The following is a 20,746-nucleotide window of genomic DNA, read 5'->3' on the forward strand; positions in this document are numbered from 1 at the left end:
TTTCAGTCTTGGTTATCGGTGCGCAGCCTGGACGCAAAGCTTGTTGTCAGGCGAAATTACTCGGACTGAAACGTCTGCAAATACGCCAACAAATTATCGATCTTCTCTTCATCACTCAGCCCCCAGAAGATCATCCGCGTCCCCGGCACCACGCCTTTCGGATCCTTCAGATATTTCGTCAGCGTTTCACGATCCCAGGTCAGGCCGGAGTTTTTCATCGCGTCGGAGTACACGTAATTCGCCGACGTTCCTGCTGGGCGGCCGATGATGCCGTTGAGTTCCGGGCCGAAACCCGGGCGGGCGGATTCGCCGACCTGATGGCAGCCGCCGCACAGGCGCGGGAAGATTTTGGCACCGGCTTCGGCGTCACCGGCAGCCAGTGCTGGCGTGCTGAACAGGTCTGCGTTGAGGATCAGGGCGAGAGTCAGTAATGCAGCTTTTTTCATCAGGAGTTTCCAGATCTTCGGCGGCGCCAAGGGTAATCGGGCGCGGCAAGTTGCGCTACAGGTAGGCGCCCACGACCTGACGAACTTTGAGCAAGGCTTGACGCAGGACAAGCATGTCCACCGATCCCAGCGCCAAACGAATCGCGTGGGGCACATGGGCGGACACGGTGAAGGGTTCGGCGGTGGTAACGGAAACCTGTTCGTGCATCAACTCGACCACAATATGGTCGGCCCGGACGTCTTCCGGCAGCGGCAGCCAAAGGAAATATGAAGAAGGATGGCCAACAGTCGGGAAGCCTTCGAGGATCTGCGCGGCCAGAGCTTGCCGGGCCTGGGCGTCGCTGCGCTTTTGCGCTTCGAGCAAGGTGACGGTGCCGTCGTCGAGCCAGCCGCAGGCGATGGCGGTCATCACGCCGGGGGTATTCCAGGTGGTGGCGCGGATGATCCGTTCCAGCGCTGCCACCCGCTCGACCGGCGCGGCAACAAAACCGACACGCAGGCCGGTGGCGATGTTTTTCGACAGGCCCGACACGTAGACCGTGCGTTCCGGTGCCAGAACCGCCAACGGGGGCGGTGGGTTATCGACCAGAAAGGCGTAAGCCGCGTCTTCGATGATCGTCAGATCATGCCGGCGGGCAATCGCGATCAAATCCTCACGTTGCTCCAAAGGCATCACCCAGCCCAGTGGATTGTGCAGCGTCGGCATGCTGTAAACCGCCCGCACCGGGCGCTGGCGGCAGAGTCTGTCGAGGGCCGCCAGATCGGGGCCCTGCTCATTGCCGGGAATCGCCACCACTTCCAGATGCAGCGCTTCGGCCAGCACTTTGAATCCCGAATAGGTCAACGCATCAGCAGCGATCACATCGCCGGGTTTGAGTAGCGCCATCAACGTCACCGCCAGCCCTTGCTGCGTGCCGTTGACGATCAGCACCTGCTCGGCCTCGACACTCAAACCCCGTGTTTGCAGGTGCCGCGCGACTGAGGCCCTTTCGTGCTGGCGACCGGCGTGGGGCTGATAGCGCAGCAGCGCTTCGAGGTCGCCGGACAGCGCCAGTTGCCGCAACGCGGTCCGCAACAATTCGGCCTGCCCCGGCAATGACGGGTAATTGAAGTTGAGGTCGATCATGCCGACCGCAACGTCCTTCTGGTCGATGCCCTGCCCCGGCAACAACGACGTTTCCCGCACAAACGTACCGCGCCCGGCTTCGCCGCTGACCAGGCCCATGGCCTCAAGCTCGGCGTACACCCGCGACGCCGTGACCAGCGCCAGCCCTTCGCTCGCTGCCAGTTGCCGGTGGGTCGGCAAACGTGTGCCGGGCAGCAGCCGGCCGGCGCGAATATCTGCGGCATAGGTGTCGACGAGGGTCTTGTAACGGGAGCGCGGCATGTCGGGCTGTATCCATGACAATTCTTTGATTGTGCTGATTCTCGACCCTAGGATTGTTTCAACGCAACCCACCTCTGAGCGCAACGCGTATGGAACGAACCACCCAACTCGGCACCCCGGCCCTGGAAAAAACCAGCGGCTGGATCAATGGCTTCATCGGCGTCGTGATCTTCAGCGGCTCGCTCCCCGCCACGCGGCTGGCAGTGCTGGAATTCGACCCGGTGTTTCTCACAGTCATCCGCGCGACCATCGCTGGCGTCCTGGCGTTATGTCTGCTGTGGCTGTTTCGCGAACGACGTCCGGCGCGGGATCAGTGGTTGTCATTGCTGATCGTCGCGTTGGGCGTGGTCGTGGGTTTCCCGTTGTTGACGGCTCTGGCGCTGCAATACGTGACGTCGGCGCATTCCATTGTGTTTGTAGGATTGCTGCCGCTGGCGACAGCGATTTTCGGCGTGTTGCGCGGCGGTGAGCGGCCACGTCCGGTGTTCTGGATTTTTTCGGTGCTGGGCAGTTCGCTGGTAGTGGGTTTTGCGATCTCACAAGGACTGACCGCTTCGCCCACCGGGGATCTGTTGATGCTGGCGGCGATTCTCGCCTGCGGCCTCGGTTACGCCGAAGGCGCAAAATTGTCGCGTTCCCTCGGCGGCTGGCAGGTGATCTGCTGGGCGCTGGTGCTGTCGTTGCCAGTGATGGCCGTGTTGAGTGTGTGGCTGGCGCCCGCCTCGTTCAGTGGTATCAGCCTGTCGGCGTGGGTGTGCCTGGCGTACGTTTCGCTGTTCAGCATGCTGATCGGTTTCGTGTTCTGGTATCGCGGGCTGGCCCAGGGCGGGATTGCAGCGGTCGGTCAGTTGCAATTGCTGCAACCGCTTTTTGGCCTGGCACTGGCCGCGACCTTGCTGCATGAACATGTCAGCATCGGCATGCTGGTGGTTACGCTGGGAGTGATCCTGTGCGTGGCCGGGGCGAAGAAGTTCGCCAAATAGTTTTCAACTCGAGCCAGCCTTCCATTCCCGCGGACTGAGACCGGTCTTGCGCCGAAATGCCCGGGCCAGTGCCGACGGACTTTCATAACCGACCTCTTCGGCGATCAGGGCAATCGGCCGTCCCTCGCGCAGGCGTTTCTGCGCGAGGCTGATCCGCCAGCTCACCAGATAATCCACCGGCGTCTGCCCCACCACCCGCCGGAAGTGTTCGGCGAAACCGGCGCGAGACAGATTCGCGGCACTCGCCAGTTCGGCGACGCTCCAAGCCTTGGCCGGTTGGTCGTGCATCAGGTTCAAGGCTCGGGAAATCTTCGGATCGGCCAGCCCCGCCATCATGCCCGGCTGCTGATTTCGACTGCTGATGAGGTGGCGCAACAACAGAATCACCAGCAGCTCAAACAGCCGGTCCATCACCGCTTCGCGCCCGCAGTGTCCGTCGAAGGCCTCCTTGAACAGCCACTCCAGGGTGTTGGTCATTTCCGGAAGATCGGCGAGTTTCAGCACCAGATAATCCGGCAGCGCTGCCGCCAAAGCATTGCCCGCGCCGCCGTCGAAGGTCAGCGAAGCGCACACCAGTTGCGTGCCCATGGCTTCGTTGGCGAACAAACGATGGGCCATGGGGCGGGGGAAAAAGATCAGGGTCGGTTCATTGAGCGAGATTTCAGGATCATTGCCCGGTTTGAGCAACAACTCCCCCGCCTGCAACAGATGCACATGCCCGCACACTTGATCGCCGCCGTAGGCGCTCACCCCACAGAACGTGCCGCTGTGAAAAGTGCCGGCATTGACGCCGAAATGGCTGAGCAACGTAGAAAGGCGATCCATGACTGATTCTCGCAACGACAGGTTTGGACGATCTGTCGCATATCCTCGACGATTTGCACCCAAAGCACCAGCCGCGCTCCGTAGGATTCATTCCATCCCCGGCGCACTTCGCACCGGACTTTCGGAGAATCACCATGAGCCGCATCGCCCCTCTCAGTCTCGAAACCGCTACCGACGCCACTCGCCCGACACTTGAAGGCGTGCAGAAAAAAATCGGTTTCCTGCCGAACCTGTTCAAGACCCTGGCCACTGCGCCTGCCGCGCTGGATGCCTACGTGCAAATCTCGGCCACGTTGGGCAAGACGTCTTTGAGTGCCAAGGAAAAAGAGGCGGTGTATCTGGCCACCTCGCAGGTCAACGGTTGCGATTATTGCCTGGCGGCACACACTCTGTTCGCCAGCAAGGCCGGGCTGGCAGCAGAAGAAATCATCGAAGCGCGTCACGGTCGACTGAATGCTTTCGCCACCCTCGCCCATCAACTGACCGAAACCCGTGGTCATCTGAGCGATGAACAGATCGCCGCCGCCCGCGCTGCCGGCATCGACGACAAGAAGATCATCGAAGTGATCGCCGTCGTCGCCGCGCAAACCCTCACCAACTACCTGAACAACGTGGCGCTGACAGACATCGACTTCCCTGCCATCGATGCCTGATCAGTGACCGGGGTCGATCAGTCGTGATCGACCCCGGCGCGTTTCAACAATTTCTTGCAGCGCTCGGACAGGTGAAACACCTGCAAATGTTTGCCCGCCTTCGCGTAGCGTTCACGCAGGGTTTTCAGCGCGGCGATGGCCGAGTAATCGACAAAGCTCAGGTGCCGGCAATCCAGCGTCACCCGTTGCGGGTCATTGGCCGGGTCGAACTGATTGAGAAACGGCGTGGTCGAGGCAAAGAACAGCGTGCCGTGCAGGCGATAGAGTTTGCTGCCGTCCGCTTCCAGATGTTCATCGGCGTACAACTCGCGCGCTTGCTGCCAGGCAAAATTCAGCGCGGCAATGATGATCCCGCACAGCACCGCCGTGGCCAGGTCGGTAAACACCGTGATGGTCGTTACCGCGATGATCACCAGCACATCATTGAGCGGCACTTTGTTCAGCACCCGCAGCGAAGCCCAGGCAAACGTCTGCTGCGACACCGCGAACATCACCCCTACCAATGCCGCCAGCGGAATCCGCTCGATCAGCGGCGACAGAAACAGAATGAACAGCAGAATCAACACACCCGCCACTACGCCGGACAAGCGCCCGCGTCCGCCGGAGCTGAGGTTGATCACTGTCTGGCCGATCATCGCGCAACCGCCCATGCCGCCGAATGCGCCGGAGACTACGTTCGCCGCGCCCAGCGCCACGCACTCGCGATCCGGGTAGCCACGGGTTTCGGTGATTTCGTCGGTAAGGTTGAGGGTCAGCAGGGTTTCCAGCAGGCCGACCAGCGCCATCAGAATCGCGTAGGGCGCGATGATGCGCAGGGTGTCCAGCGTCCACGGAATGTCCGGCAGCGCAAACGTCGGCAGGCCGCCGGCGATGTGCGCCATGTCGCCGAGGGTACGGGTCGGCAGGCCGAGCAGGTAAACCAGCAAACCGACGCCGAGGATCGCCACCAGCGCGGGTGGCACGGCGCGGGTCAGGCGCGGCAGGATGTAGACGATGGCCATGGTCAGCAGCACCAGCCCGGTCATCAGGTACAGCGGTGTACCGCTGAGCCACTGCTCGCCGCTCTTGAAATGCTCCAGTTGCGCCAGCGCAATGATGATTGCCAGACCGTTGACGAACCCGAGCATCACCGGGTGCGGCACCATGCGCACCAGTTTGCCCAGCCGTAACAGCCCGAACGCCATCATGATCAAGCCGCCGAGCAACACCGTCGCCAGCAGGTACTGCACGCCGTGCTGCACCACCAGCGCGACGATCACCACCGCCATCGAACCGGCCGCCCCGGACACCATGCCCGGCCGGCCACCGAACAGCGCAGTCAGCGTGCAAATGATGAAGGCGCCGTACAGGCCCATCAGCGGATTGAGGTGAGCCACCAGCGCAAACGCAATGCATTCGGGCAACAGGGCAAACGAGGTGGTGAGTCCGGCCAGGACATCGGCGCGCAGACGAATCGGTTTCATGGCTTACCTGACAGAGCGGCCGAACGGGTGCGGCCGCATACATTTGCGCAAAAGAGCGCCGCGGAAAAAGAGGGTTGCGGATGTTACGCAAATGCACCGGCGCGGGCCAGTGATCGCTGACAACCGCTGGCATGCGCTCTATGCTGGCGCGCTGTTTCAGGCTATGGAGCCCAGGATGCCGACCGAATTGACCAGCCGCGAAGTGTGCCAGCGATTGCGCGATGCCGCGTTGGGCGTTTGTACCTTGCGGGTGATGGACGCGCGAGCGGATCGGGTTTCGGTCGACATCGAAGGCTGGCGTTTGCAGCTGGACTTCGACGGCCAGCGCCTGCATCACTGCGCTGATTGTTTTTGCCCGGACGGTCGCGAGTGGACGCTCGACACCCGGCAGCGTTTCGGCACCGATCCGGTCAGTCTGTTGAGTACCTGGGAATTGGCGCAGATCGAGAGCTTGTTGCGGCAACGTGAATGAGGCGGCAAACAGAGTTGCCCAATGATGGCACTCTGCCCATAATTCGCCCCCCTCTTCAACGCGCAAGGAACTGCCGTGAAAAAATCGCTGCTGTTGGTCCCGCTGTTTGCTCTGCTCCTGCAAGGCTGTGGCATGACCATGACCCGTTACGAGCCCAGCTTCGACAACGTTCAGAAGCTCAAGCAAACCCCGCCGCTGCACGCGATCAGCAATCCGCAGGTCACCGCCGAATCGGGCGAAGGCTCGTTGATGGTTCGCGCCTACCCGATCAAGTCGCCGACAGGCAGCATCCCGGCGCATATCCAGGACGCGATCACCGAAGAACTGCGCAAGGCCGGTCTGCTTGATCCGCAGGCGAGCCGTCATCTGCAAGTGCTGGTGGTGAAAAACCAGTTGAACGCTGGCATGGGCACCGGTGACGGCACCATCGCTGCGCGCTTCACCCTGCGCAATGGCAACGATGTGGTGTACGACGCCACCAAAGATGTCAGCCATCAGTGGAACAGCAGCTTTTTCGGCTTTATCGCGATTCCCAACGCGACCAACGCCTACAACCCGATGCTGCAGGACTTGCTGAAGAATCTGTACAGCGATCCACAGTTCATCCAGGCCCTGAAGTAAGGGCAAAAAAAAGAGCCGCGATTGCGGCTCTTTTTTTTGCTGCTGGAGTGAGTCAAATGCCCGAATATTTCGGACGATTGCTGTCGGCCCATTCCTTGAGCAAGGCATTGACCTGCCGAGTGAACGTATCGGTCACCGCTGCTTTCGGCGTATTGAACGCCAGCGGAAGGAACCAGATGCCCATCCAGGTGCCGACCGCGTCATGGTTGCTCGCGGTGGACAACGGCTGGCCTTGCTGATCGAGGGTTTCCAGACTCATGGTGTACTGGTCGGTGGCGTAGGCCGGAATGATCGTCATGCTCAGACCACTGATGAACGCCAGTACCATCTGACCGCCATTCGGTGGATGGTTGTACATTTTCAGACGCAGGCTGTAGTCACCTGGCTGCTTCTCGAACTGGTCGAAGGTGACACGACCGAACAAACCGGAATCCTTCAGGACGGTTTGCAATTGCGGCTTTAGCATGTCCCGAGCTTGTGGCATTTCCACCGCGGAAGCGCTTTTCGGTTCGCCCTGGTAGAAGTCGAAATCCACATAGACGTTTGGCTTGTTGGCATAGCTCGCCATCGATGGCAGCGTGACCGGGGCCACTTCGTCTTTTGTGAAACTGGCACAGCCGCCCAGCGCGAGCACCAGACCCAGCGCAAGGATTTTCCCGAATTGCATTATGTCGCCCCTAAAGTGATATCAAAGAGCCTCCATTGCGGAGCGCCGGGGCGGATTCTAGTGATCGTCTACGTTCGGGAAAAGACCTGATTCGGGAAAACCGTGAAAAAGATCGCGCCGGCTCAGCTCTGGCGCAAATCGAGGGTGTACGTGTAATAGCCCGTATCGCGAACCCAGCCGAGTGACTCGTACAAACCCTGGGCGGTGAAATTATCGGTGGCGGTTTCCAGCACCAACCCTTTAGCGCCGGTTTCGACGGCAAAGTCGCGGGCGGTGTTCATCAATAGTCGCCCTACTCCACGGCCCCGAGCGGCCGGCGTGGTGAACAGGTCACTGAGCAGCCAGGTGCGGTGGGCGTCAATCGAAGAGAACGTCGGGTACAACTGGACGAATCCCAGCACTTCGCCGCTTTCATCCTCAACCAGAAAAATCACCGATTCATCGCCGGCCATGCGTTCGGCGATGAAGGCCCGTGATTGCTCAAGGTTGGATGGCTGGCCATAAAAACCGCGATAGCCGTCGAACAGCTTCGCCACCGCGTCGAGGTGAATCGTCGTGGCGCGCAGTGCCTGAAGGGTCATTGTCATTTACCTGATGTTACTGAAATTGAAACCAGCATAGCGCTGAGGAGCGAGTTCGCTGGCTTAATCGCTATATAGTTTTGTATATTGCGAACCCGAAATGGCCAGACCCTCCATGCCGTCCATGAGCAGCATCCGCGAACGTAACCAGCAACTGATTCTGGCCGCCGCCAGTGAAGAATTCGCCGCCAACGGCTTCGACGCGACCCAGACCCGCGACATCGCCGCCCGCGCCGGTGTGCCCAAGGCCAACCTGTATTACTACTTCCAGAGCAAGGAAAACCTTTACGGCAAAGTGCTGCTCGGCTTCGTCGAACCGTTGCTGGAAGCCTCGGCGGTGCTGCGCGAAAGTGACGACCCGCTGATCGGTCTGCGCGCCTACGTCGCCGCCCGCATTCGCATCGCCCGCGAACATCCGGCGATTGCCAAAGTGTTCAGCGGTGAGTTGCTGCTCGGTGGCCGCCAGTTGCCCGACGAATGCCGCGACCTGCTGCACGGCGAAGCCCGGCGCAATGTCGAGTGTCTGCGCAGCTGGATCGACCGTGGGCTGCTGGCGCCTGTGGATCCCGAGCATTTGATGTTGTTCATCTGGTCGGCGACGCGCACCTACACCAACATTGGATGGCAGATGGGGCGCATCACCGGGCGGGAAGTGCCGCAGGATGAGGACTATGCGGTGGCGGCGCAGACGATTACGCGGTTGGTGCTGGGTGGCGTAATTTCCGAGCCAGTGAGTGATGTTCGCAAATTGATGTTTGCGACCTGAGCGTGAGAGTCAGGGCATCAGTTCCAGAGGTAGTGCCGCATCTCCCGCCAAGCGTTCACGCCACGCCAGCAGCACATCAGGCACCCGCTTTTTCCATTTGGGAACGTTGGTGTAGTAACGCGCCCTGACGTTGCGTTGCTCATCGAAAACCAATAGCACCAGCCAGATTCTGCCTCCTGGCGCGCTCATCAGAATCGCCGCATTGCTGGTAGCCAGGCCTCGCAGCCAGAACTCGTTGACTTCGCCCTCCGGCACATCACTAGAGGTCTCGCCTGTTGCCATTGAGCCGCTATTTTGCAGCAGCGTCTGATAGTCATTTTTGAGCAACGTGCGTAATGCCTGATCTTCTTGCTGCGTACGTACAACGCCAAGGCTCAGCAAGTCGTATTCAATCGCGATCGGTTGGTCAGATGCCACATACCTTCCACCGTAGTAAACGCCCATCCCGCCACCACAAGCCCCCTCACCTCCATCGGAATCAACATCGAGCAAACCGTTGAGCGCGCTGAACTTCAGGGTGCAGTTGCCTTCAGTGAAATGCGCTACGGCACCGTCGATTGTGGCAACGCCGTCCATGTCACCAGAGTTGCCACCATTTGACGCAGAAACATCAAAGGCAATATGCGTAGCGTCCAAACGCTTGGTTGTGACTTCTGCCGCCGATGAAACGCCCCACGGAATCATCTGCCAGGTGGCATCCCAGCTGAAAGGCTTGGCCACGTATTCAAGCGCTTTCAGACGCATCAAATACTCACGGCGCAGGCAGGAGCTATTGGCAGCGCATTGATTGCGTTGTTTCAACCACGAACGCTGATCTGCCTTGAGCGCTTGCGGATCAGCAACCTGCACCACCGCTGTCCGCCAAAGCACCCCAAGTTTCTCATCGAGACTCGAGGTATACGGATCCGCACAAACGGCTTTTTCAACCGGGCTGGAAGCGCCAGCACAGTCAAAACTGGCAGCGTGGGTATGGGCAACAAAAACGAGGGACGTCAGCAGTAAGGCATGACGGAGATTGAAAGCGAGCATCGACAGATTCCATTCCTGAGGCGGCGGCAGTATGCCGCGCCCGGGCTATCGATGCTCTGGATTTTTCGGCGGTTACCGGGATCTTCTGCAAGAGAGCATCAGAACGCGATGTCAGCCGCCGGCTTCACATCAATCCGCGCCACCGAACCGGTCAGGTGCGCCCAATCCTTGTTGTGCTCGGCGATGATGTCTTCGGCGCTCATGTTGCCGTTGTCGACCGTCGTATGGGCGTCGGCCGCCAACTCCACGTCGTAGCCCAGTTGATGGGCCTGACGCACGGTGGCGTTGACGCAGTAATCGGTTTGCATACCGCAGATTACCAGGCGATCGAAGTCTTCCCGGGGGATCAGTTTCTGCAGATTGGTCTGATAGAACGAGTCGTTGGCAGTCTTGTCGACGCGCAGATCGCCGGGTGCGGTGACCAGTCCGTCAGCCAGTTGCCAGCCTTCGGCACCGTGAGCGAACGGGCTGTCTTTTTCGTTGTGCTGGATCAGCACCACCGGAATGCCCGACTTGCGAGCGCGGGCGCTGAGGCCGTTGATGGTGTCGATTACCCGTTTGGCGTCGTGGCACTCGTATTCACCTGCGCACAGGGCGCGCTGGACATCGATGATCAGCAATGCGGTGGTCATGTTGAGCCTTCCTTGATCAGTCCTTGAGACAGGGGCGGACGTGTGCCCGCCCCCTTTTTACTCCGCTCAGTAACCCAATGACAACCCGGTGTTGCGCCGTGGATCGTTGGCACCGTAGAAGCGGTTCTTGCCGACCGGTTTACCACCCAGCGACGGTGCACCCACCAGAATCGCCGCGATGTGGTTGGGGTCCTGCGGGCCCGCAAACTTGTGGCCCCAGCTCTCGAGAATCTTCTTCGTGTCGGGGCTGGCGGCGAAGTCTTCGAGGTTGGTTTCCTCCGGCATCCACTGCTGGTGGAAGCGCGGCGCGTCGACCGCTTCCTGCAGGCCCATGCCGTAGTCGATGACGTTGAGCATGGTCAGCAACGTCGCGGTAATGATGCGACTGCCACCCGGCGTACCGACCACCATCACCACCTTGCCATCCTTGGTGACGATGGTCGGGCTCATCGATGACAGCGGTGCCTTGCCCGGAGCGATGGCGTTGGCTTCACCTTGCACCAGGCCGTACATGTTCGGCACGCCGACCTTGGAAGTGAAGTCGTCCATTTCATCGTTGAGAATCACCCCGGTCTTGCTCGCCATCACGCCCGCGCCGAACCAGTCGTTGAGGGTGTAGGTGACCGAGACTGCGTTGCCCCATTTGTCGACGATCGAATAGTGCGTGGTGTTGCTGCCTTCATGAGGTGCGACACCGGGTTTGAGCTCCGCCGATACGCCGGCCTTCTGCGGCTGGATCGCGTTACGCAGCTTGGTCGCGTAGTTCTTGTCCAGCAGGTGCTCGATCGGGTTTTTCACGAAGTCCGGGTCGCCCAGATAGCTGTTGCGATCCACGTACGCGTGGCGCATCGCCTCGATCTGGTAGTGCATGCCCTGGGCCGAATGGAAGCCCAGATCCTTCATCGGATAGCCTTCGAGAATGTTCATGATCTGGCAGATCACCACCCCGCCGGAGCTTGGAGGTGGTGCCGACACAACGTGGTAGCCGCGATAGTCGCACTCCACCGGGGCCAGTTCGCGGGTCTTGTATTTGTCGAGGTCGGCCTGGGTGATGATGCCCTTGTTGGCCTGGCTGGACGTCACGATGGCGTCGGCCACCCAGCCTTTATAGAAACCATCGGCGCCTTTTTCGGAAATGGTGCGCAGGGTTTTACCCAAATCCTTCTGCACCAGTTTCTGCCCGACCTGCATCGGCTCGCCGTTGCTCAAGAAGATCGCGCCGGAATCCTTGATGTCCTTCTTGAACACGTCGGTGGCGTATTCCAGCAGCTCGACGTCACCCTGTTCCAGCTCGAAACCTTCTTCCGCCAGTTTGATCGCCGGGGCGATCATGTCCTTGCGCGGTTTGGTGCCGTATTTGCTCAGCGCCAGTTCCATGCCCGACACGGTGCCCGGAACGCCAACTGCGAGGTGACCACGGGTACTCAGGTCCGGAATGACGTTGCCGTCCTTGTCGAGGTACATGTTGGCCGTCGCGGCCAGCGGGGCTTTTTCGCGGAAGTCGAGGAAGGTCTTGCGTCCGTCCGCCAGTTGAATGGTCATGAAACCACCACCACCGAGGTTGCCCGCCGCCGGGTAAACCACCGCCAGTGCATAACCCACGGCGACCGCCGCATCCACCGCGTTGCCACCACTTTTCAACACGTCGACACCCACGTGAGTGGCCAGGTGCTGGGCGGTGACCACCATGCCGTTTTCGGCGGCGACCGGGGCAACCGAAGCGGCGTGGGCCATGAGGCAGCTGAGCGCCAATGAGGTCGCAATCAGCGATTTGGCAAAAGGTTCGTACTTCATGAGTCGGTCTCTTCTTTTTATAAGGTAGGAAAGCGCTTCAAGAGCATCAGCCAGTATGGTCGCGATTACGGTTTGCGCCTCCCCGATCCGGCAGTATGCTGGGCGCAGTTTTCGCCTCGTCCCGGAGTTTTTCCCATGGCCTACACGTTCATCACCCTGCCCTCGCCCGTCGGCGAGTTGAAGCTGGTCGCGAACGGCTCACGTCTGGCCGCCATCCTCTGGGAAAACGACAAACCGAACCGGGTGCGCCTCGGACCCATGAGTGAAGCGCCGGACAATCCGGTGCTGATGAAAACCGCGCGACAGCTGGAAGAATATTTTGCAGGAACGCGAAACGCGTTCGATCTGGAGCTGGACTTTGCCGGCACCGAGTTCCAGAAAAAAGTCTGGGCCGCGCTACTGACCATTCCGTTTGGCGAGACCCGCACCTACAGCCAGATCGCCGAACAGATCGGCCACCCGAGCGCGGTGCGTGCGGTCGGCGCGGCAAACGGGCGCAATCCGATTTCGATCATCGCGCCGTGCCATCGGGTCATCGGCGCCTCAGGAAAACTGACCGGGTTTGCCGGAGGCCTGGAAGCCAAGGAGCGCTTGCTGACTCTGGAGGGTGGCCAGTGGTCGGACATCGGTAAAACCGGTGACTTGTTTTAACCGCCGAACAGGTTATTCATCGCCGCGTATTGCAGCAGCATGATGGTCTTGGCATCGCAGATCTCGCCTCGATGGAACGCCGCCAGCGCGTCGTCGAAACGCCACTCCAGCACTTCCAGTTCTTCGGTTTCCTCTTCCAGACCGCCCCCTTCACTGACCTTTGAGGAGGCATCGTACTCGGCGATGAAAAAGTGCAACTTTTCGGTCACCGAGCCGGGGCTCATATAGGCCTCGAATACCTTCTTCACGTCATGCACGCGGTAGCCGGTTTCTTCCTCGGCTTCGTCGCGGATGCGTTGCTCCGGCGCTGCGCCTTCAAGCAGTCCGGCCGCCACTTCAATCAGCAAACCGTCGTGACCGTTGACGAACACCGGCAGACGGAACTGTCGGGTCAGCACCACGGTGCGTTGCTCGCGGTTGAACAGCAGAATCGCCGCGCCATTGCCACGGTCGTAAACCTCGCGCGTCTGGCGCTGCCAGTCCCCGTTGTTGCGGCGATAGTCGAAGGTGATTTTCTTCAGCAGATACCAGTCGTGGGACAACACCTGGGTATCGACGATGTTGACCCGCTCGGCTGTGTTGGACATGACGCCTGATCCTTTTTTTCATCGGAAGATTGCCATGGTAGGTGAAATGATGCGAACCGCCGACGAAAAAAAGCCCGGCAGCGCTACCGGGCTTTTCGTTCATTGACTACTGATGAGCCACGTTCATCGTTGCTGCATCAGTGCCCTGCGCCGCGGACGGTGCCCCGTGAATCAGCGGTCCATAACGCCGACTGAACTCCCAGTTGTACGGCACGCGATCCTTGCTGGTGCCGTTGTCCCAGTTCACCGACCAGGTCATCAGGCCCTTGATCGGATGTCCTTTGACCGCCAGGCGTTTCATCGCGTTGCCGACCACGGTCTTGTCGATCACGTAACCGGTGGCGGCCGCATCGACGTTGGCCGGCAGGCCGATGACGAACTTGTCCGCCGGGATCTTCGTAAAACCGCGAGTGCCGGTCACCAGGCTCTCGGTCAGGTAATAGAGGAAGTCCTCTTTCAGCGCGTCGTTGTTCTGGGCGATCCACGCCCCGTTGCCGTTATTGGCTTCCGGCACCCAGACCCCGTCGCCACCCTGGTTGTAGAACTGCGGAGCGATGAAGTCGTAGTAGCCTTCCAGCGCCTGCAGGTAACCGACGTATTTGCCTGAGGTGGTCAGGTACGGAAACTCCGGCGCCATGCTGATGATGAAATGCTTGCCTTGGCCCGCGTAGTGATCCTTGACCAGTTTCAGCGCGGCCGGCAGGACGGTCTTGTTGGCAGCGAAATCAATCGCGCTCTGTTCAAGATCAATGTCCAGGCCGTCGAAGCCGTAGGTTTCCACCAGACGGATGATTTCGTTGGCCAGCGGTTGCTCCTGGCCGGCACGCAAGTCGATGTGCGCATCGGCACCGCCCAGGGAAATCAGCACGGCCCGCCCCTGACTGTTGAGCACGCCGACCTGGCGGCGGAACTCGGCATCGGAGACGTTGAACGGCTTGAAGGTCGGAATCCCGCTGCCCTTCATGAAGGCCACCGCGACCACGTTGTATTCCTTCGGCACGTTTTCCAGGGCGATGTTGGCGAACTGGCCGCGCTGGTAGCCATCGCTCGGGCCGGCCGGCCAGTTGTGCCAGAAGCCCATGAGGATCTTCTTGCCGGCAAGCGTCGGCATCAGCGACGCCGCGTCGCTGGCCTGGTTTTTCAATAGGGTGAAGTCGATGTTTGACATGTTCTAATCCTTCAGAACCTGTGGGTTTGACGTTGCGGGCTTATTTGAAGTCCACATCGAAGGCCTGATAGAAGGCGTTGCCGGTGTTGGCGACGATCCACATCAGGACGATGACGTGATGGCCCTGCTTGTTGCCGGGAAGTTTCACGGCGTGATTGACCTTGGCTTTCAGTTCCGCCGAATGACTGTAATAAGGCACTTGCGGATAGAAATCCTCGGCGAACGGTTGCGCCTCCAGTTGCGCTCGGGTGATGCGTTGTTTCGGGTCCCATCCATCCTTGGTGATCAGCCAGCGGTAACCGCGGGTGGTGTGCGGCGCGGTGTACTCCCATTTGACCTCAAGGGTCTGGCCGGGGGTGACATTGAGCAGCGGCCAGGAGAACGGGCGCCCGAGTTTCTTGCTCATTTCTTCTGCGGTGAAGTTCACGCAGTCACGTGCGTCGTTCTTGCCGCCACTGAGAATATAGCCGTCAGCAGGCGGTACGACGCTCGGGTTGTCGCTTTCGAATGGCGCGGGGAACGGGCCGGCCGCGAGTGCCGGGAAGTTCTTGCCGCCTTCCATTTCATTGACCTGCCAGCCGCCGAGCAATCCTTGCTCGATGGCCACCGCACCGCGGCTTGCAGGGGAAATGACGCGACCGTGTCGCAGTTGGGTTTGAGCTTGTGGTTGGTTCATGTTTTTCACTCCGTTGATTTAAGAACTCTCCTGTCCGAGGAGAGGCCTTCAAGCTAACGGAGGGGGATTTTTTGTCCATCGGCGGTTTTGTCGCAGTCTGCCTCGGCGAAATTCGAAAAACGCCGAAAATACTGTATATAAACACAGTGCATTACGACGACGCTCACCCGACGCATGGCAAAAAGACTACACCGCGTCATTACAAAAACCTGCATTCAGCGGTTCAGGGAAGCTGCGCCTTGAACTCCTTTTCATACTGCCCGGCGAGCTGTTCCTTTTGCTTGTCGTCGAGCAGCTTGCCGGCCATCTGGAAGAACTTCTGCTCTTCTTCCTGCAAGTGGTGATGGACCTTCTCCGAGAGTTTTTTCGCCGTGGCGAGCCAGGCCGGACTGGACATCTCGGTCTCGTCGAGCTCTTCCATCATCTCGTCCATTTCATGGTGTTCGGCGATGGCATGACGGCTGAGGTCCACACCGTTGTCGAACTCCATCAACGGGATATAGAAATGGCGCTCTTCGGCCGTTTCGTGGGCCTGAAGTTCAGCCTTCAGTTGCTTGTAGGCCTCGACCCTTTCCGGGGTATCACCGCTGGTCTTGATCAACGATTTCGCGTAGGTCCGCTGACGATCGTGGCTTTCACGCAGGGCTTCGAAAATGTTCATGGAATCTCCCAGGCAAACGCGTTCCGGATGGACGCCCTAAAGGGCTAGACCCCGGCACGCAAGCGACGGTTCCAAACGTTTGAAGCCGGGATGGATCAGTTGAGCGACCCGCGATAGGCTGGCGGTTCCCTGCCATAAGGACATCGCAAATGAGTTTACGGATCGAGCTGTCGCAAAACTCCACGGAAGAAGAGCGCCAGGCCATTCTTGCGCCCCTGCATGCCTACAACGTCGCCCAGGCCGGCATCGCCAGGTCGGAGCCGCTCACGCTGCTGGTGCGCGATGAAAACGACAACATCCTCGGCGGCCTGTATGGCCGTCTGGTCTGCCAGTGGCTGTTCGTCGATTTGCTGTCAGTGCCGGAACACGGTCGTGGTCAGGGCATTGGCTCGAAGCTGATGCGCATGGCTGAAGATCTTGCCCGCGAAAAAGGGTGCATCGGGGCCTGGCTGGACACGTTCGACTTTCAGGCGCCTGAGTTTTACAAGAAGCTGGGCTACAGCCAGTTCGGGGAAATCGTGGACTACCCGCCAGGGCACAAACGGCATTTTTTCCAGAAGCGCCTGGACGACTGAATGTCAGTCACCCGTACCGGCAACTGACATTCAGATACTCGCTTCAGAGACAGGTCGCCAACGCTGCCAAACGGCGCTTGGCGACGAAGTCGTCCTTCTGCGCGTAGTAATTCAGCACGGTGCCGGACGCCTCCGTGGTCAGGTCGACAAACGACTCCGCCGAGCGGGTGTAGACCGTCGAACCGCCCTTCTTGCCCGGTTGCAGATATGCCGCCGCGTCCACGCCGAACACCGCTTCGTCCTGCCAGGCGAATTGCACGCACCGGGCCACGTCTTTTTCGGGCTTGTCCGAATTCAGGGTCTTGTAAGGGGTTTGCGTGCGGGCGTCTTCCATCGTCGAACCCGCGCAACCGGCCAGCAGGGTTGCCGCCAGTGCCACCATCAGCATTCGCATTGCATTCGCTCATTCGGAAAAAAGCGGACTGTATCACCGCAACGCCAAAAATCGTTCTGCTTTACTGCATTTAGAGCGCGACACATGCCGGCCGCTGCGGCACATTAACGGTCATCAGCCTTACAAGGAAAGCCCATGGCGCCTACTGACCAGCGACACGAACAGGCCCTGAAACTGTTTCTCGATGCGCGTCCGGATCTGCGCGAAGCCCTCGACCACCTCAACCCGCTGCTGGCCCAGGCCAAGGGCGAAACCCAGGCGCAGTACCGTGAAGAACGGCTGCACGAAGCTTTCGAAGCCGAGGCCGAAAGCCAAGGGTTGTTTGCCTGGGAACTGACGCTGCAACTCACCGCCGCGACGCCCGAGGAGTACCAGGCGCAACGCCTGGAAGTGCATCGCGAAGTGGCGGAAATGGCCGGGATGGACTGGCTGGAATATTGCGATCTGTATGGCATAGAACCGTAACCCCTGCACAAGGACGCTGCCTCGATGCTGCCTTCCACCTCGACTCACCGCGCCAGCCCCGGACATCTTCATATACAGAAATGGCGCGGCCGGGTGGGGCTGGCGCTGGTTGCCAGTCTGTCGGTATTGGCCGGCATGACCGACGCCATCGGTTTCATGGCCAGCGGCGATTTCGTTTCCTTCATGAGCGGCAACACCACGCGACTGGCAGTGGCGATCAGCGAGGGTGACAGCGGACTGACATTAAGGCTGATCCTGCTGGTCGCGACATTCATTGTCGGTAATGCCCTGGGTGTCGTGGTCAGCCGATTGGGGGGGCGGCGGGCGTTGCCCTTGTTGTTGTCCATCGCCGCTCTGCTCTGTTTGGCAGCCTGGCCCTTTGACACGCAACTGCCGGCCCTGCTGGCGGCGATCATTGCGATGGGCATGCTCAATGCAGCGGTGGAAGAAGTGAACGGTCTGCCGGTCGGGCTGACGTATGTCACCGGTGCACTGTCACGATTCGGTCGTGGATTGGGGCGCTGGGTGCTCGGCGAACGGCGAAGCGGCTGGCGGGTGCAACTGGTGCCGTGGAGCGGGATGCTGGTCGGCGCCATTCTGGGAGCGGTACTGGAACATCATCTGGGGCTCAAGGCGATGTTGGTCAGCGGTCTGTTTGCTGGCGTTCTGGGGCTGCTGACCCTGAAAATTCCGCGCCGTTGGCAGTTGGGCTACATGCCGCGCTGACGGACGCCTGCTCGTATCGAGACGGGCGCAGGAAACATCCGCTTCGCCGCTCCGCCGAGAAAGCTTTATCATGGCCGCAGTTTTGCTGATCGAGTCCGTCATGAAGTTCGCCATTGCGCTGTTTTCCGCCGCCCATGCGCCCTCCTCGCGCCGCGCCCTGCTGTTCGCTCAGGCCGCGCTGGCCGGCGGGCATGAGATTGTCCGGCTGTTTTTCTATCAGGACGGGGTCCACAACGCGTCCGACGCTGTGGTCACGCCGCAGGACGAACTGGACCTGCCCAAGCAGTGGCGAACTTTCATTACCGAACAAAACCTCGACGGCGTGGTGTGCATCGCCGCTGCCCTGCGCCGTGGCGTGTTGAATGCCGAGGAAGCCGGGCGTTATCAGCGTGATGCCGTGGCGGTCAGCGCGCCGTGGGAGTTGTCCGGTCTCGGCCAGTTGCATGACGCGGTGCAGGATGCCGACCGCCTGATCTGTTTCGGAGGCGCATGACATGGCCAAGTCCCTTCTGATTATTAGCCGTCAATCGCCGTGGTCCGGCCCAGGCGCCCGCGAAGCGCTGGACATTGTGCTGGCCGGAGGCGCCTTCGATCTGCCGATCGGCCTGCTGTTTCTCGACGACGGCGTGTTGCAACTGGCCGCAGGGCAGAACGCCAAGGCCCTGCAACAGAAAGACCTGAGCGCCAATCTGCAAGCGCTGCCGATGTTCGGTGTCGAAGAGCTGTTCTACTGCGCCGACAGCGCCAGTGTTCGCGGCCTCGGCGATCGTTCGCTGGACGAGGCGCAGCCTTTGGCCGCCGAGCAAATCACCGCCCTTATTGACCGTTACGACCAGGTGATCACCCTCTGATGTCGACTTTGCATGTGTTGTCCCATTCCCCGTTCGGCGACGAACGCCTGACCAGTTGCCTGCGCCTGCTGAGTGCCAGCGATGCGCTGTTGCTGTCTGGCGATGCCGCTTATGCGCTGCAACCCGGCACTGCGCCGTTCAGTGCGCTGGAATCCCGCAAGGTGAAATTGTTCGTGCTGGCCGAAGACGCGCAAGCCCGTGCCGTGCAGATTCCGGACTGGGCCGAGGCCATCGATTATCCGGCCTTCGTCGAGCTGTCGATTCACCACGACAAGGTCAACACCTGGCTATGAATGCGCTGACCGTCGGCGCCCGCGCCATTGAACTGGACAAGGACGGCTTCCTGGTCGACCTCAACGACTGGTCGGCCGAAGTCGCCAGCGCCCTCGCCGCTGCCGAAGACATCGAACTGAGCCCCGAACACTGGGAAGTCCTCGAACTGCTGCGCAGCTTCTATGCCGAGTTCCAGCTGTCGCCGGCCACCCGGCCGCTGATCAAGTACACCGCGCTCAAGCTCGGCGCGGAGAAAGGCAACAGCCTGCACCTGAACCGACTGTTCAAAGGCACCCCTGCCAAACTCGCCGCGAAACTGGCGGGCCTGCCCAAACCGACGAATTGCCTATGACCGACTATCCAGCGCTGACCCTCGAAACGCCCGCCGAGCACCCGTTCGCCCAGTTCGTGCGCATCCTTGGCAAGGGCAAGCGCGGCGCCCGCGACCTGACCCGCGAAGAAGCCCGGGATGCCATGGGCATGGTGCTCGACGAAGCGGTTGAAGAAACCCAGCTCGGCGCGTTTCTGATGTTGCTGCGGCACAAGGAAGAAAGCGCCGAAGAAATGGCCGGGTTCACCGAAGCCCTGCGCGAACGCTTGCAGGCGCCGGCACTGAACGTCGATCTGGATTGGCCAACTTACGCTGGCAAGAAGCGTCATCTGCCGTGGTATCTGCTGGCGGCCAAGTGCCTGGCGCAGAACGGCGTGCGTATCTTCATGCACGGTGGTGGCGCCCACACCGCAGGACGCTTGTACTCCGAACAACTGCTCGGTGAGCTGAACATTCCGCTATGCCGCAACTGGCAACAGGTCGGCGCGGCGCTGGATAACGGTGGCCTGGCGTTCATGCCGCTGGTGGACTGGGCGCCGCAGCTGCAACGGATGATCGACCTGCGCAACACCCTCGGCCTGCGCTCGCCGATCCACTCGCTGGCGCGGATTCTCAATCCGTTGGGCGCGCGTTGCGGTTTGCAGAGTATTTTCCACCCCGGCTATCAAGCGGTGCACCGCAATGCCAGCGGCCTGCTCGGTGATACGGCGATCGTGATCAAGGGCGACGGCGGCGAAATCGAGATCAACCCGGATGCCGACAGCCACTTGTACGGCACCAGCGGCGGCGAGAGCTGGGACGAAGAATGGCCGCAGCTGTCAGCGCAGCGTCACGTCAAACCGGCGTCGCTGGATATCGAACATCTGAAAGCTGTCTGGCGCGGTGATGTGGTCGACAGTTATCCGCAGATGGCACTGATTTCGACCATGGCGTTGGCCCTGCGCGGCCTCGGTCAGAGCCGTGAGCAGGCTTTCGAAACTGCCGAGCAATACTGGGCCGCGCGGAACAAATCGATTTAACCGATCATTAACGCCCGATCTTTGCGCTTTTTGTTCGAACTCATCGGAAT

Annotated in this window: 27 protein-coding genes and 1 pseudogene; 14 read left to right on the top strand and 14 right to left on the bottom strand. The window is 60.3% G+C overall.

Going from position 1 to position 20,746, the window contains the following annotated elements:
• Window positions 1-56: 56 nt before the first annotated feature.
• The gene (locus QR290_RS18635; protein WP_115078439.1) at window positions 57-446 is read right to left on the bottom strand and encodes a c-type cytochrome; all 390 of its coding nucleotides are present in this window, start codon (window positions 444-446) and stop codon (window positions 57-59) included.
• Between the two features lie 55 nt (window positions 447-501).
• The gene (locus QR290_RS18640) at window positions 502-1,833 is read right to left on the bottom strand and encodes a PLP-dependent aminotransferase family protein (RefSeq protein ID WP_289203325.1); all 1,332 of its coding nucleotides are present in this window, start codon (window positions 1,831-1,833) and stop codon (window positions 502-504) included.
• Window positions 1,834-1,922: 89 nt separating this feature from the next.
• Between QR290_RS18640 and QR290_RS18645 the strand changes: the two genes are divergently transcribed.
• A complete protein-coding gene (locus QR290_RS18645; RefSeq protein ID WP_289203326.1) occupies window positions 1,923-2,816 on the top strand; it encodes a DMT family transporter in 894 nt (297 codons plus the stop codon).
• A 3-nt stretch (window positions 2,817-2,819) separates the two neighbouring features.
• On the opposite strand, the gene QR290_RS18650 is transcribed toward QR290_RS18645, so the two are convergent.
• Complete coding sequence (locus QR290_RS18650) at window positions 2,820-3,641, bottom strand: AraC family transcriptional regulator (RefSeq protein ID WP_289203327.1); 822 nt, start codon at window positions 3,639-3,641, stop codon at window positions 2,820-2,822.
• Between the two features lie 134 nt (window positions 3,642-3,775).
• Here QR290_RS18650 and QR290_RS18655 point away from each other — a divergent pair, with 134 nt between their 5' ends.
• Window positions 3,776-4,294, top strand: coding sequence for a carboxymuconolactone decarboxylase family protein (locus QR290_RS18655; protein ID WP_115078443.1), 519 nt, complete (start codon window positions 3,776-3,778; stop codon window positions 4,292-4,294).
• Between the two features lie 17 nt (window positions 4,295-4,311).
• Here the strand turns inward: QR290_RS18655 and QR290_RS18660 are convergent, their stop codons facing one another.
• Window positions 4,312-5,757 (bottom strand): SulP family inorganic anion transporter, encoded by a 1,446-nt coding sequence (locus QR290_RS18660; RefSeq protein WP_115078444.1) that lies wholly within the window; start codon window positions 5,755-5,757, stop codon window positions 4,312-4,314.
• Between the two features lie 175 nt (window positions 5,758-5,932).
• Here QR290_RS18660 and QR290_RS18665 point away from each other — a divergent pair, with 175 nt between their 5' ends.
• Both QR290_RS18665 and QR290_RS18670 read left to right on the top strand, forming a co-directional pair.
• Entirely contained in the window at window positions 5,933-6,229 is a 297-nt protein-coding gene (locus QR290_RS18665; protein ID WP_115078445.1) for a DUF7693 family protein, read from the top strand.
• A 75-nt stretch (window positions 6,230-6,304) separates the two neighbouring features.
• Entirely contained in the window at window positions 6,305-6,850 is a 546-nt protein-coding gene (locus QR290_RS18670) for a hypothetical protein (protein WP_289203328.1), read from the top strand.
• Between the two features lie 52 nt (window positions 6,851-6,902).
• Here QR290_RS18670 and QR290_RS18675 read toward each other — a convergent pair whose 3' ends face one another.
• Entirely contained in the window at window positions 6,903-7,517 is a 615-nt protein-coding gene (locus QR290_RS18675; RefSeq protein ID WP_289203329.1) for a hypothetical protein, read from the bottom strand.
• A gap of 122 nt (window positions 7,518-7,639) precedes the next feature.
• Entirely contained in the window at window positions 7,640-8,098 is a 459-nt protein-coding gene (locus QR290_RS18680) for a GNAT family N-acetyltransferase (protein WP_115078448.1), read from the bottom strand.
• A gap of 124 nt (window positions 8,099-8,222) precedes the next feature.
• Here QR290_RS18680 and QR290_RS18685 point away from each other — a divergent pair, with 124 nt between their 5' ends.
• The gene (locus QR290_RS18685; protein ID WP_289205314.1) at window positions 8,223-8,864 is read left to right on the top strand and encodes a TetR/AcrR family transcriptional regulator; all 642 of its coding nucleotides are present in this window, start codon (window positions 8,223-8,225) and stop codon (window positions 8,862-8,864) included.
• Window positions 8,865-8,873: 9 nt separating this feature from the next.
• Here the strand turns inward: QR290_RS18685 and QR290_RS18690 are convergent, their stop codons facing one another.
• The 3 genes from QR290_RS18690 to ggt form a co-directional block, all read right to left on the bottom strand.
• A complete protein-coding gene (locus QR290_RS18690; RefSeq protein ID WP_289203330.1) occupies window positions 8,874-9,893 on the bottom strand; it encodes a lysozyme inhibitor LprI family protein in 1,020 nt (339 codons plus the stop codon).
• A gap of 98 nt (window positions 9,894-9,991) precedes the next feature.
• Complete coding sequence (locus QR290_RS18695) at window positions 9,992-10,525, bottom strand: cysteine hydrolase family protein (RefSeq protein WP_289203331.1); 534 nt, start codon at window positions 10,523-10,525, stop codon at window positions 9,992-9,994.
• A gap of 66 nt (window positions 10,526-10,591) precedes the next feature.
• Window positions 10,592-12,319, bottom strand: coding sequence for a gamma-glutamyltransferase (gene ggt / locus QR290_RS18700; RefSeq protein WP_115078451.1), 1,728 nt, complete (start codon window positions 12,317-12,319; stop codon window positions 10,592-10,594).
• A 135-nt stretch (window positions 12,320-12,454) separates the two neighbouring features.
• Here ggt and QR290_RS18705 point away from each other — a divergent pair, with 135 nt between their 5' ends.
• Window positions 12,455-12,970 carry a methylated-DNA--[protein]-cysteine S-methyltransferase gene (locus tag QR290_RS18705; protein ID WP_011334927.1) on the top strand — a complete coding sequence of 172 codons (516 nt, stop codon included), beginning with the start codon at window positions 12,455-12,457 and terminating at the stop codon, window positions 12,968-12,970.
• Here the strand turns inward: QR290_RS18705 and QR290_RS18710 are convergent.
• The 4 genes and pseudogenes from QR290_RS18710 to QR290_RS18725 form a co-directional block, all read right to left on the bottom strand.
• Window positions 12,967-13,557, bottom strand: a complete 591-nt coding sequence (locus tag QR290_RS18710) for an NUDIX domain-containing protein (protein WP_115078452.1) — start codon at window positions 13,555-13,557, stop codon at window positions 12,967-12,969. The two genes, QR290_RS18705 and QR290_RS18710, sit on opposite strands and share 4 nt — an antisense overlap.
• 142 nt (window positions 13,558-13,699) lie before the next feature.
• Window positions 13,700-14,725, bottom strand: a pseudogene (locus QR290_RS18715) (chitinase); the annotation flags it as partial.
• 40 nt (window positions 14,726-14,765) lie between these two features.
• Window positions 14,766-15,401, bottom strand: coding sequence for a lytic polysaccharide monooxygenase auxiliary activity family 9 protein (locus tag QR290_RS18720; RefSeq protein ID WP_007958235.1), 636 nt, complete (start codon window positions 15,399-15,401; stop codon window positions 14,766-14,768).
• 223 nt (window positions 15,402-15,624) lie between these two features.
• Complete coding sequence (locus QR290_RS18725; RefSeq protein WP_115078454.1) at window positions 15,625-16,062, bottom strand: hemerythrin domain-containing protein; 438 nt, start codon at window positions 16,060-16,062, stop codon at window positions 15,625-15,627.
• A gap of 149 nt (window positions 16,063-16,211) precedes the next feature.
• On the opposite strand from QR290_RS18725, the gene QR290_RS18730 reads away from it, so the two are divergent.
• Entirely contained in the window at window positions 16,212-16,637 is a 426-nt protein-coding gene (locus QR290_RS18730) for a GNAT family N-acetyltransferase (RefSeq protein ID WP_115078455.1), read from the top strand.
• 43 nt (window positions 16,638-16,680) lie between these two features.
• Here the strand turns inward: QR290_RS18730 and QR290_RS18735 are convergent, their stop codons facing one another.
• Window positions 16,681-17,031, bottom strand: a complete 351-nt coding sequence (locus tag QR290_RS18735; RefSeq protein ID WP_115078456.1) for a hypothetical protein — start codon at window positions 17,029-17,031, stop codon at window positions 16,681-16,683.
• A 135-nt stretch (window positions 17,032-17,166) separates the two neighbouring features.
• Here QR290_RS18735 and QR290_RS18740 point away from each other — a divergent pair, with 135 nt between their 5' ends.
• From QR290_RS18740 to QR290_RS18770, 7 genes are all read left to right on the top strand, one after another.
• Window positions 17,167-17,496 carry a DUF6388 family protein gene (locus tag QR290_RS18740; RefSeq protein ID WP_115078457.1) on the top strand — a complete coding sequence of 110 codons (330 nt, stop codon included), beginning with the start codon at window positions 17,167-17,169 and terminating at the stop codon, window positions 17,494-17,496.
• Window positions 17,497-17,520: 24 nt separating this feature from the next.
• A complete protein-coding gene (locus tag QR290_RS18745; RefSeq protein WP_115078458.1) occupies window positions 17,521-18,222 on the top strand; it encodes a YoaK family protein in 702 nt (233 codons plus the stop codon).
• Window positions 18,223-18,322: 100 nt separating this feature from the next.
• On the top strand, window positions 18,323-18,715 hold the full coding sequence (gene tusD, locus QR290_RS18750) for a sulfurtransferase complex subunit TusD (protein ID WP_085699276.1): 393 nt from the start codon (window positions 18,323-18,325) through the stop codon (window positions 18,713-18,715).
• Window position 18,716: 1 nt separating this feature from the next.
• Window positions 18,717-19,073, top strand: a complete 357-nt coding sequence (gene tusC, locus QR290_RS18755; protein ID WP_039767393.1) for a sulfurtransferase complex subunit TusC — start codon at window positions 18,717-18,719, stop codon at window positions 19,071-19,073.
• Window positions 19,073-19,366, top strand: a complete 294-nt coding sequence (gene tusB / locus QR290_RS18760) for a sulfurtransferase complex subunit TusB (RefSeq protein WP_289203332.1) — start codon at window positions 19,073-19,075, stop codon at window positions 19,364-19,366. The genes tusC and tusB overlap by 1 nt, the downstream gene beginning before the upstream one ends.
• Window positions 19,363-19,698, top strand: a complete 336-nt coding sequence (locus QR290_RS18765; protein ID WP_007958196.1) for a TusE/DsrC/DsvC family sulfur relay protein — start codon at window positions 19,363-19,365, stop codon at window positions 19,696-19,698. The genes tusB and QR290_RS18765 overlap by 4 nt, the downstream gene beginning before the upstream one ends.
• Window positions 19,695-20,696 (top strand): glycosyl transferase family protein, encoded by a 1,002-nt coding sequence (locus tag QR290_RS18770; protein WP_289203333.1) that lies wholly within the window; start codon window positions 19,695-19,697, stop codon window positions 20,694-20,696. The genes QR290_RS18765 and QR290_RS18770 overlap by 4 nt, the downstream gene beginning before the upstream one ends.
• Window positions 20,697-20,746 lie beyond the last annotated feature (50 nt).

Origin of the sequence: Pseudomonas fluorescens, from assembly GCF_030344995.1 — a bacterium.
In the GTDB taxonomy this organism is placed as follows: Bacteria; Pseudomonadota; Gammaproteobacteria; order Pseudomonadales; family Pseudomonadaceae; genus Aquipseudomonas; species Aquipseudomonas fluorescens_BF.

What these genes read in the sequence shown, in the direction of transcription:
- QR290_RS18635 (WP_115078439.1), bottom strand. Translation starts at nt 446, where the DNA reads ATGAAAAAAGCTGCATTACTGACTCTCGCCCTGATCCTCAACGCAGAC.
- QR290_RS18640 (WP_289203325.1), bottom strand. Translation starts at nt 1,833, where the DNA reads ATGCCGCGCTCCCGTTACAAGACCCTCGTCGACACCTATGCCGCAGAT.
- QR290_RS18645 (WP_289203326.1), top strand. Translation starts at nt 1,923, where the DNA reads ATGGAACGAACCACCCAACTCGGCACCCCGGCCCTGGAAAAAACCAGC.
- QR290_RS18650 (WP_289203327.1), bottom strand. Translation starts at nt 3,641, where the DNA reads ATGGATCGCCTTTCTACGTTGCTCAGCCATTTCGGCGTCAATGCCGGC.
- QR290_RS18655 (WP_115078443.1), top strand. Translation starts at nt 3,776, where the DNA reads ATGAGCCGCATCGCCCCTCTCAGTCTCGAAACCGCTACCGACGCCACT.
- QR290_RS18660 (WP_115078444.1), bottom strand. Translation starts at nt 5,757, where the DNA reads ATGAAACCGATTCGTCTGCGCGCCGATGTCCTGGCCGGACTCACCACC.
- QR290_RS18665 (WP_115078445.1), top strand. Translation starts at nt 5,933, where the DNA reads ATGCCGACCGAATTGACCAGCCGCGAAGTGTGCCAGCGATTGCGCGAT.
- QR290_RS18675 (WP_289203329.1), bottom strand. Translation starts at nt 7,517, where the DNA reads ATGCAATTCGGGAAAATCCTTGCGCTGGGTCTGGTGCTCGCGCTGGGC.
- QR290_RS18680 (WP_115078448.1), bottom strand. Translation starts at nt 8,098, where the DNA reads ATGACCCTTCAGGCACTGCGCGCCACGACGATTCACCTCGACGCGGTG.
- QR290_RS18685 (WP_289205314.1), top strand. Translation starts at nt 8,223, where the DNA reads ATGAGCAGCATCCGCGAACGTAACCAGCAACTGATTCTGGCCGCCGCC.
- QR290_RS18690 (WP_289203330.1), bottom strand. Translation starts at nt 9,893, where the DNA reads ATGCTCGCTTTCAATCTCCGTCATGCCTTACTGCTGACGTCCCTCGTT.
- QR290_RS18695 (WP_289203331.1), bottom strand. Translation starts at nt 10,525, where the DNA reads ATGACCACCGCATTGCTGATCATCGATGTCCAGCGCGCCCTGTGCGCA.
- ggt (WP_115078451.1), bottom strand. Translation starts at nt 12,319, where the DNA reads ATGAAGTACGAACCTTTTGCCAAATCGCTGATTGCGACCTCATTGGCG.
- QR290_RS18705 (WP_011334927.1), top strand. Translation starts at nt 12,455, where the DNA reads ATGGCCTACACGTTCATCACCCTGCCCTCGCCCGTCGGCGAGTTGAAG.
- QR290_RS18710 (WP_115078452.1), bottom strand. Translation starts at nt 13,557, where the DNA reads ATGTCCAACACAGCCGAGCGGGTCAACATCGTCGATACCCAGGTGTTG.
- QR290_RS18720 (WP_007958235.1), bottom strand. Translation starts at nt 15,401, where the DNA reads ATGAACCAACCACAAGCTCAAACCCAACTGCGACACGGTCGCGTCATT.
- QR290_RS18725 (WP_115078454.1), bottom strand. Translation starts at nt 16,062, where the DNA reads ATGAACATTTTCGAAGCCCTGCGTGAAAGCCACGATCGTCAGCGGACC.
- QR290_RS18730 (WP_115078455.1), top strand. Translation starts at nt 16,212, where the DNA reads ATGAGTTTACGGATCGAGCTGTCGCAAAACTCCACGGAAGAAGAGCGC.
- QR290_RS18735 (WP_115078456.1), bottom strand. Translation starts at nt 17,031, where the DNA reads ATGCGAATGCTGATGGTGGCACTGGCGGCAACCCTGCTGGCCGGTTGC.
- QR290_RS18740 (WP_115078457.1), top strand. Translation starts at nt 17,167, where the DNA reads ATGGCGCCTACTGACCAGCGACACGAACAGGCCCTGAAACTGTTTCTC.
- QR290_RS18745 (WP_115078458.1), top strand. Translation starts at nt 17,521, where the DNA reads ATGCTGCCTTCCACCTCGACTCACCGCGCCAGCCCCGGACATCTTCAT.
- tusD (WP_085699276.1), top strand. Translation starts at nt 18,323, where the DNA reads ATGAAGTTCGCCATTGCGCTGTTTTCCGCCGCCCATGCGCCCTCCTCG.
- tusC (WP_039767393.1), top strand. Translation starts at nt 18,717, where the DNA reads ATGGCCAAGTCCCTTCTGATTATTAGCCGTCAATCGCCGTGGTCCGGC.
- tusB (WP_289203332.1), top strand. Translation starts at nt 19,073, where the DNA reads ATGTCGACTTTGCATGTGTTGTCCCATTCCCCGTTCGGCGACGAACGC.
- QR290_RS18765 (WP_007958196.1), top strand. Translation starts at nt 19,363, where the DNA reads ATGAATGCGCTGACCGTCGGCGCCCGCGCCATTGAACTGGACAAGGAC.
- QR290_RS18770 (WP_289203333.1), top strand. Translation starts at nt 19,695, where the DNA reads ATGACCGACTATCCAGCGCTGACCCTCGAAACGCCCGCCGAGCACCCG.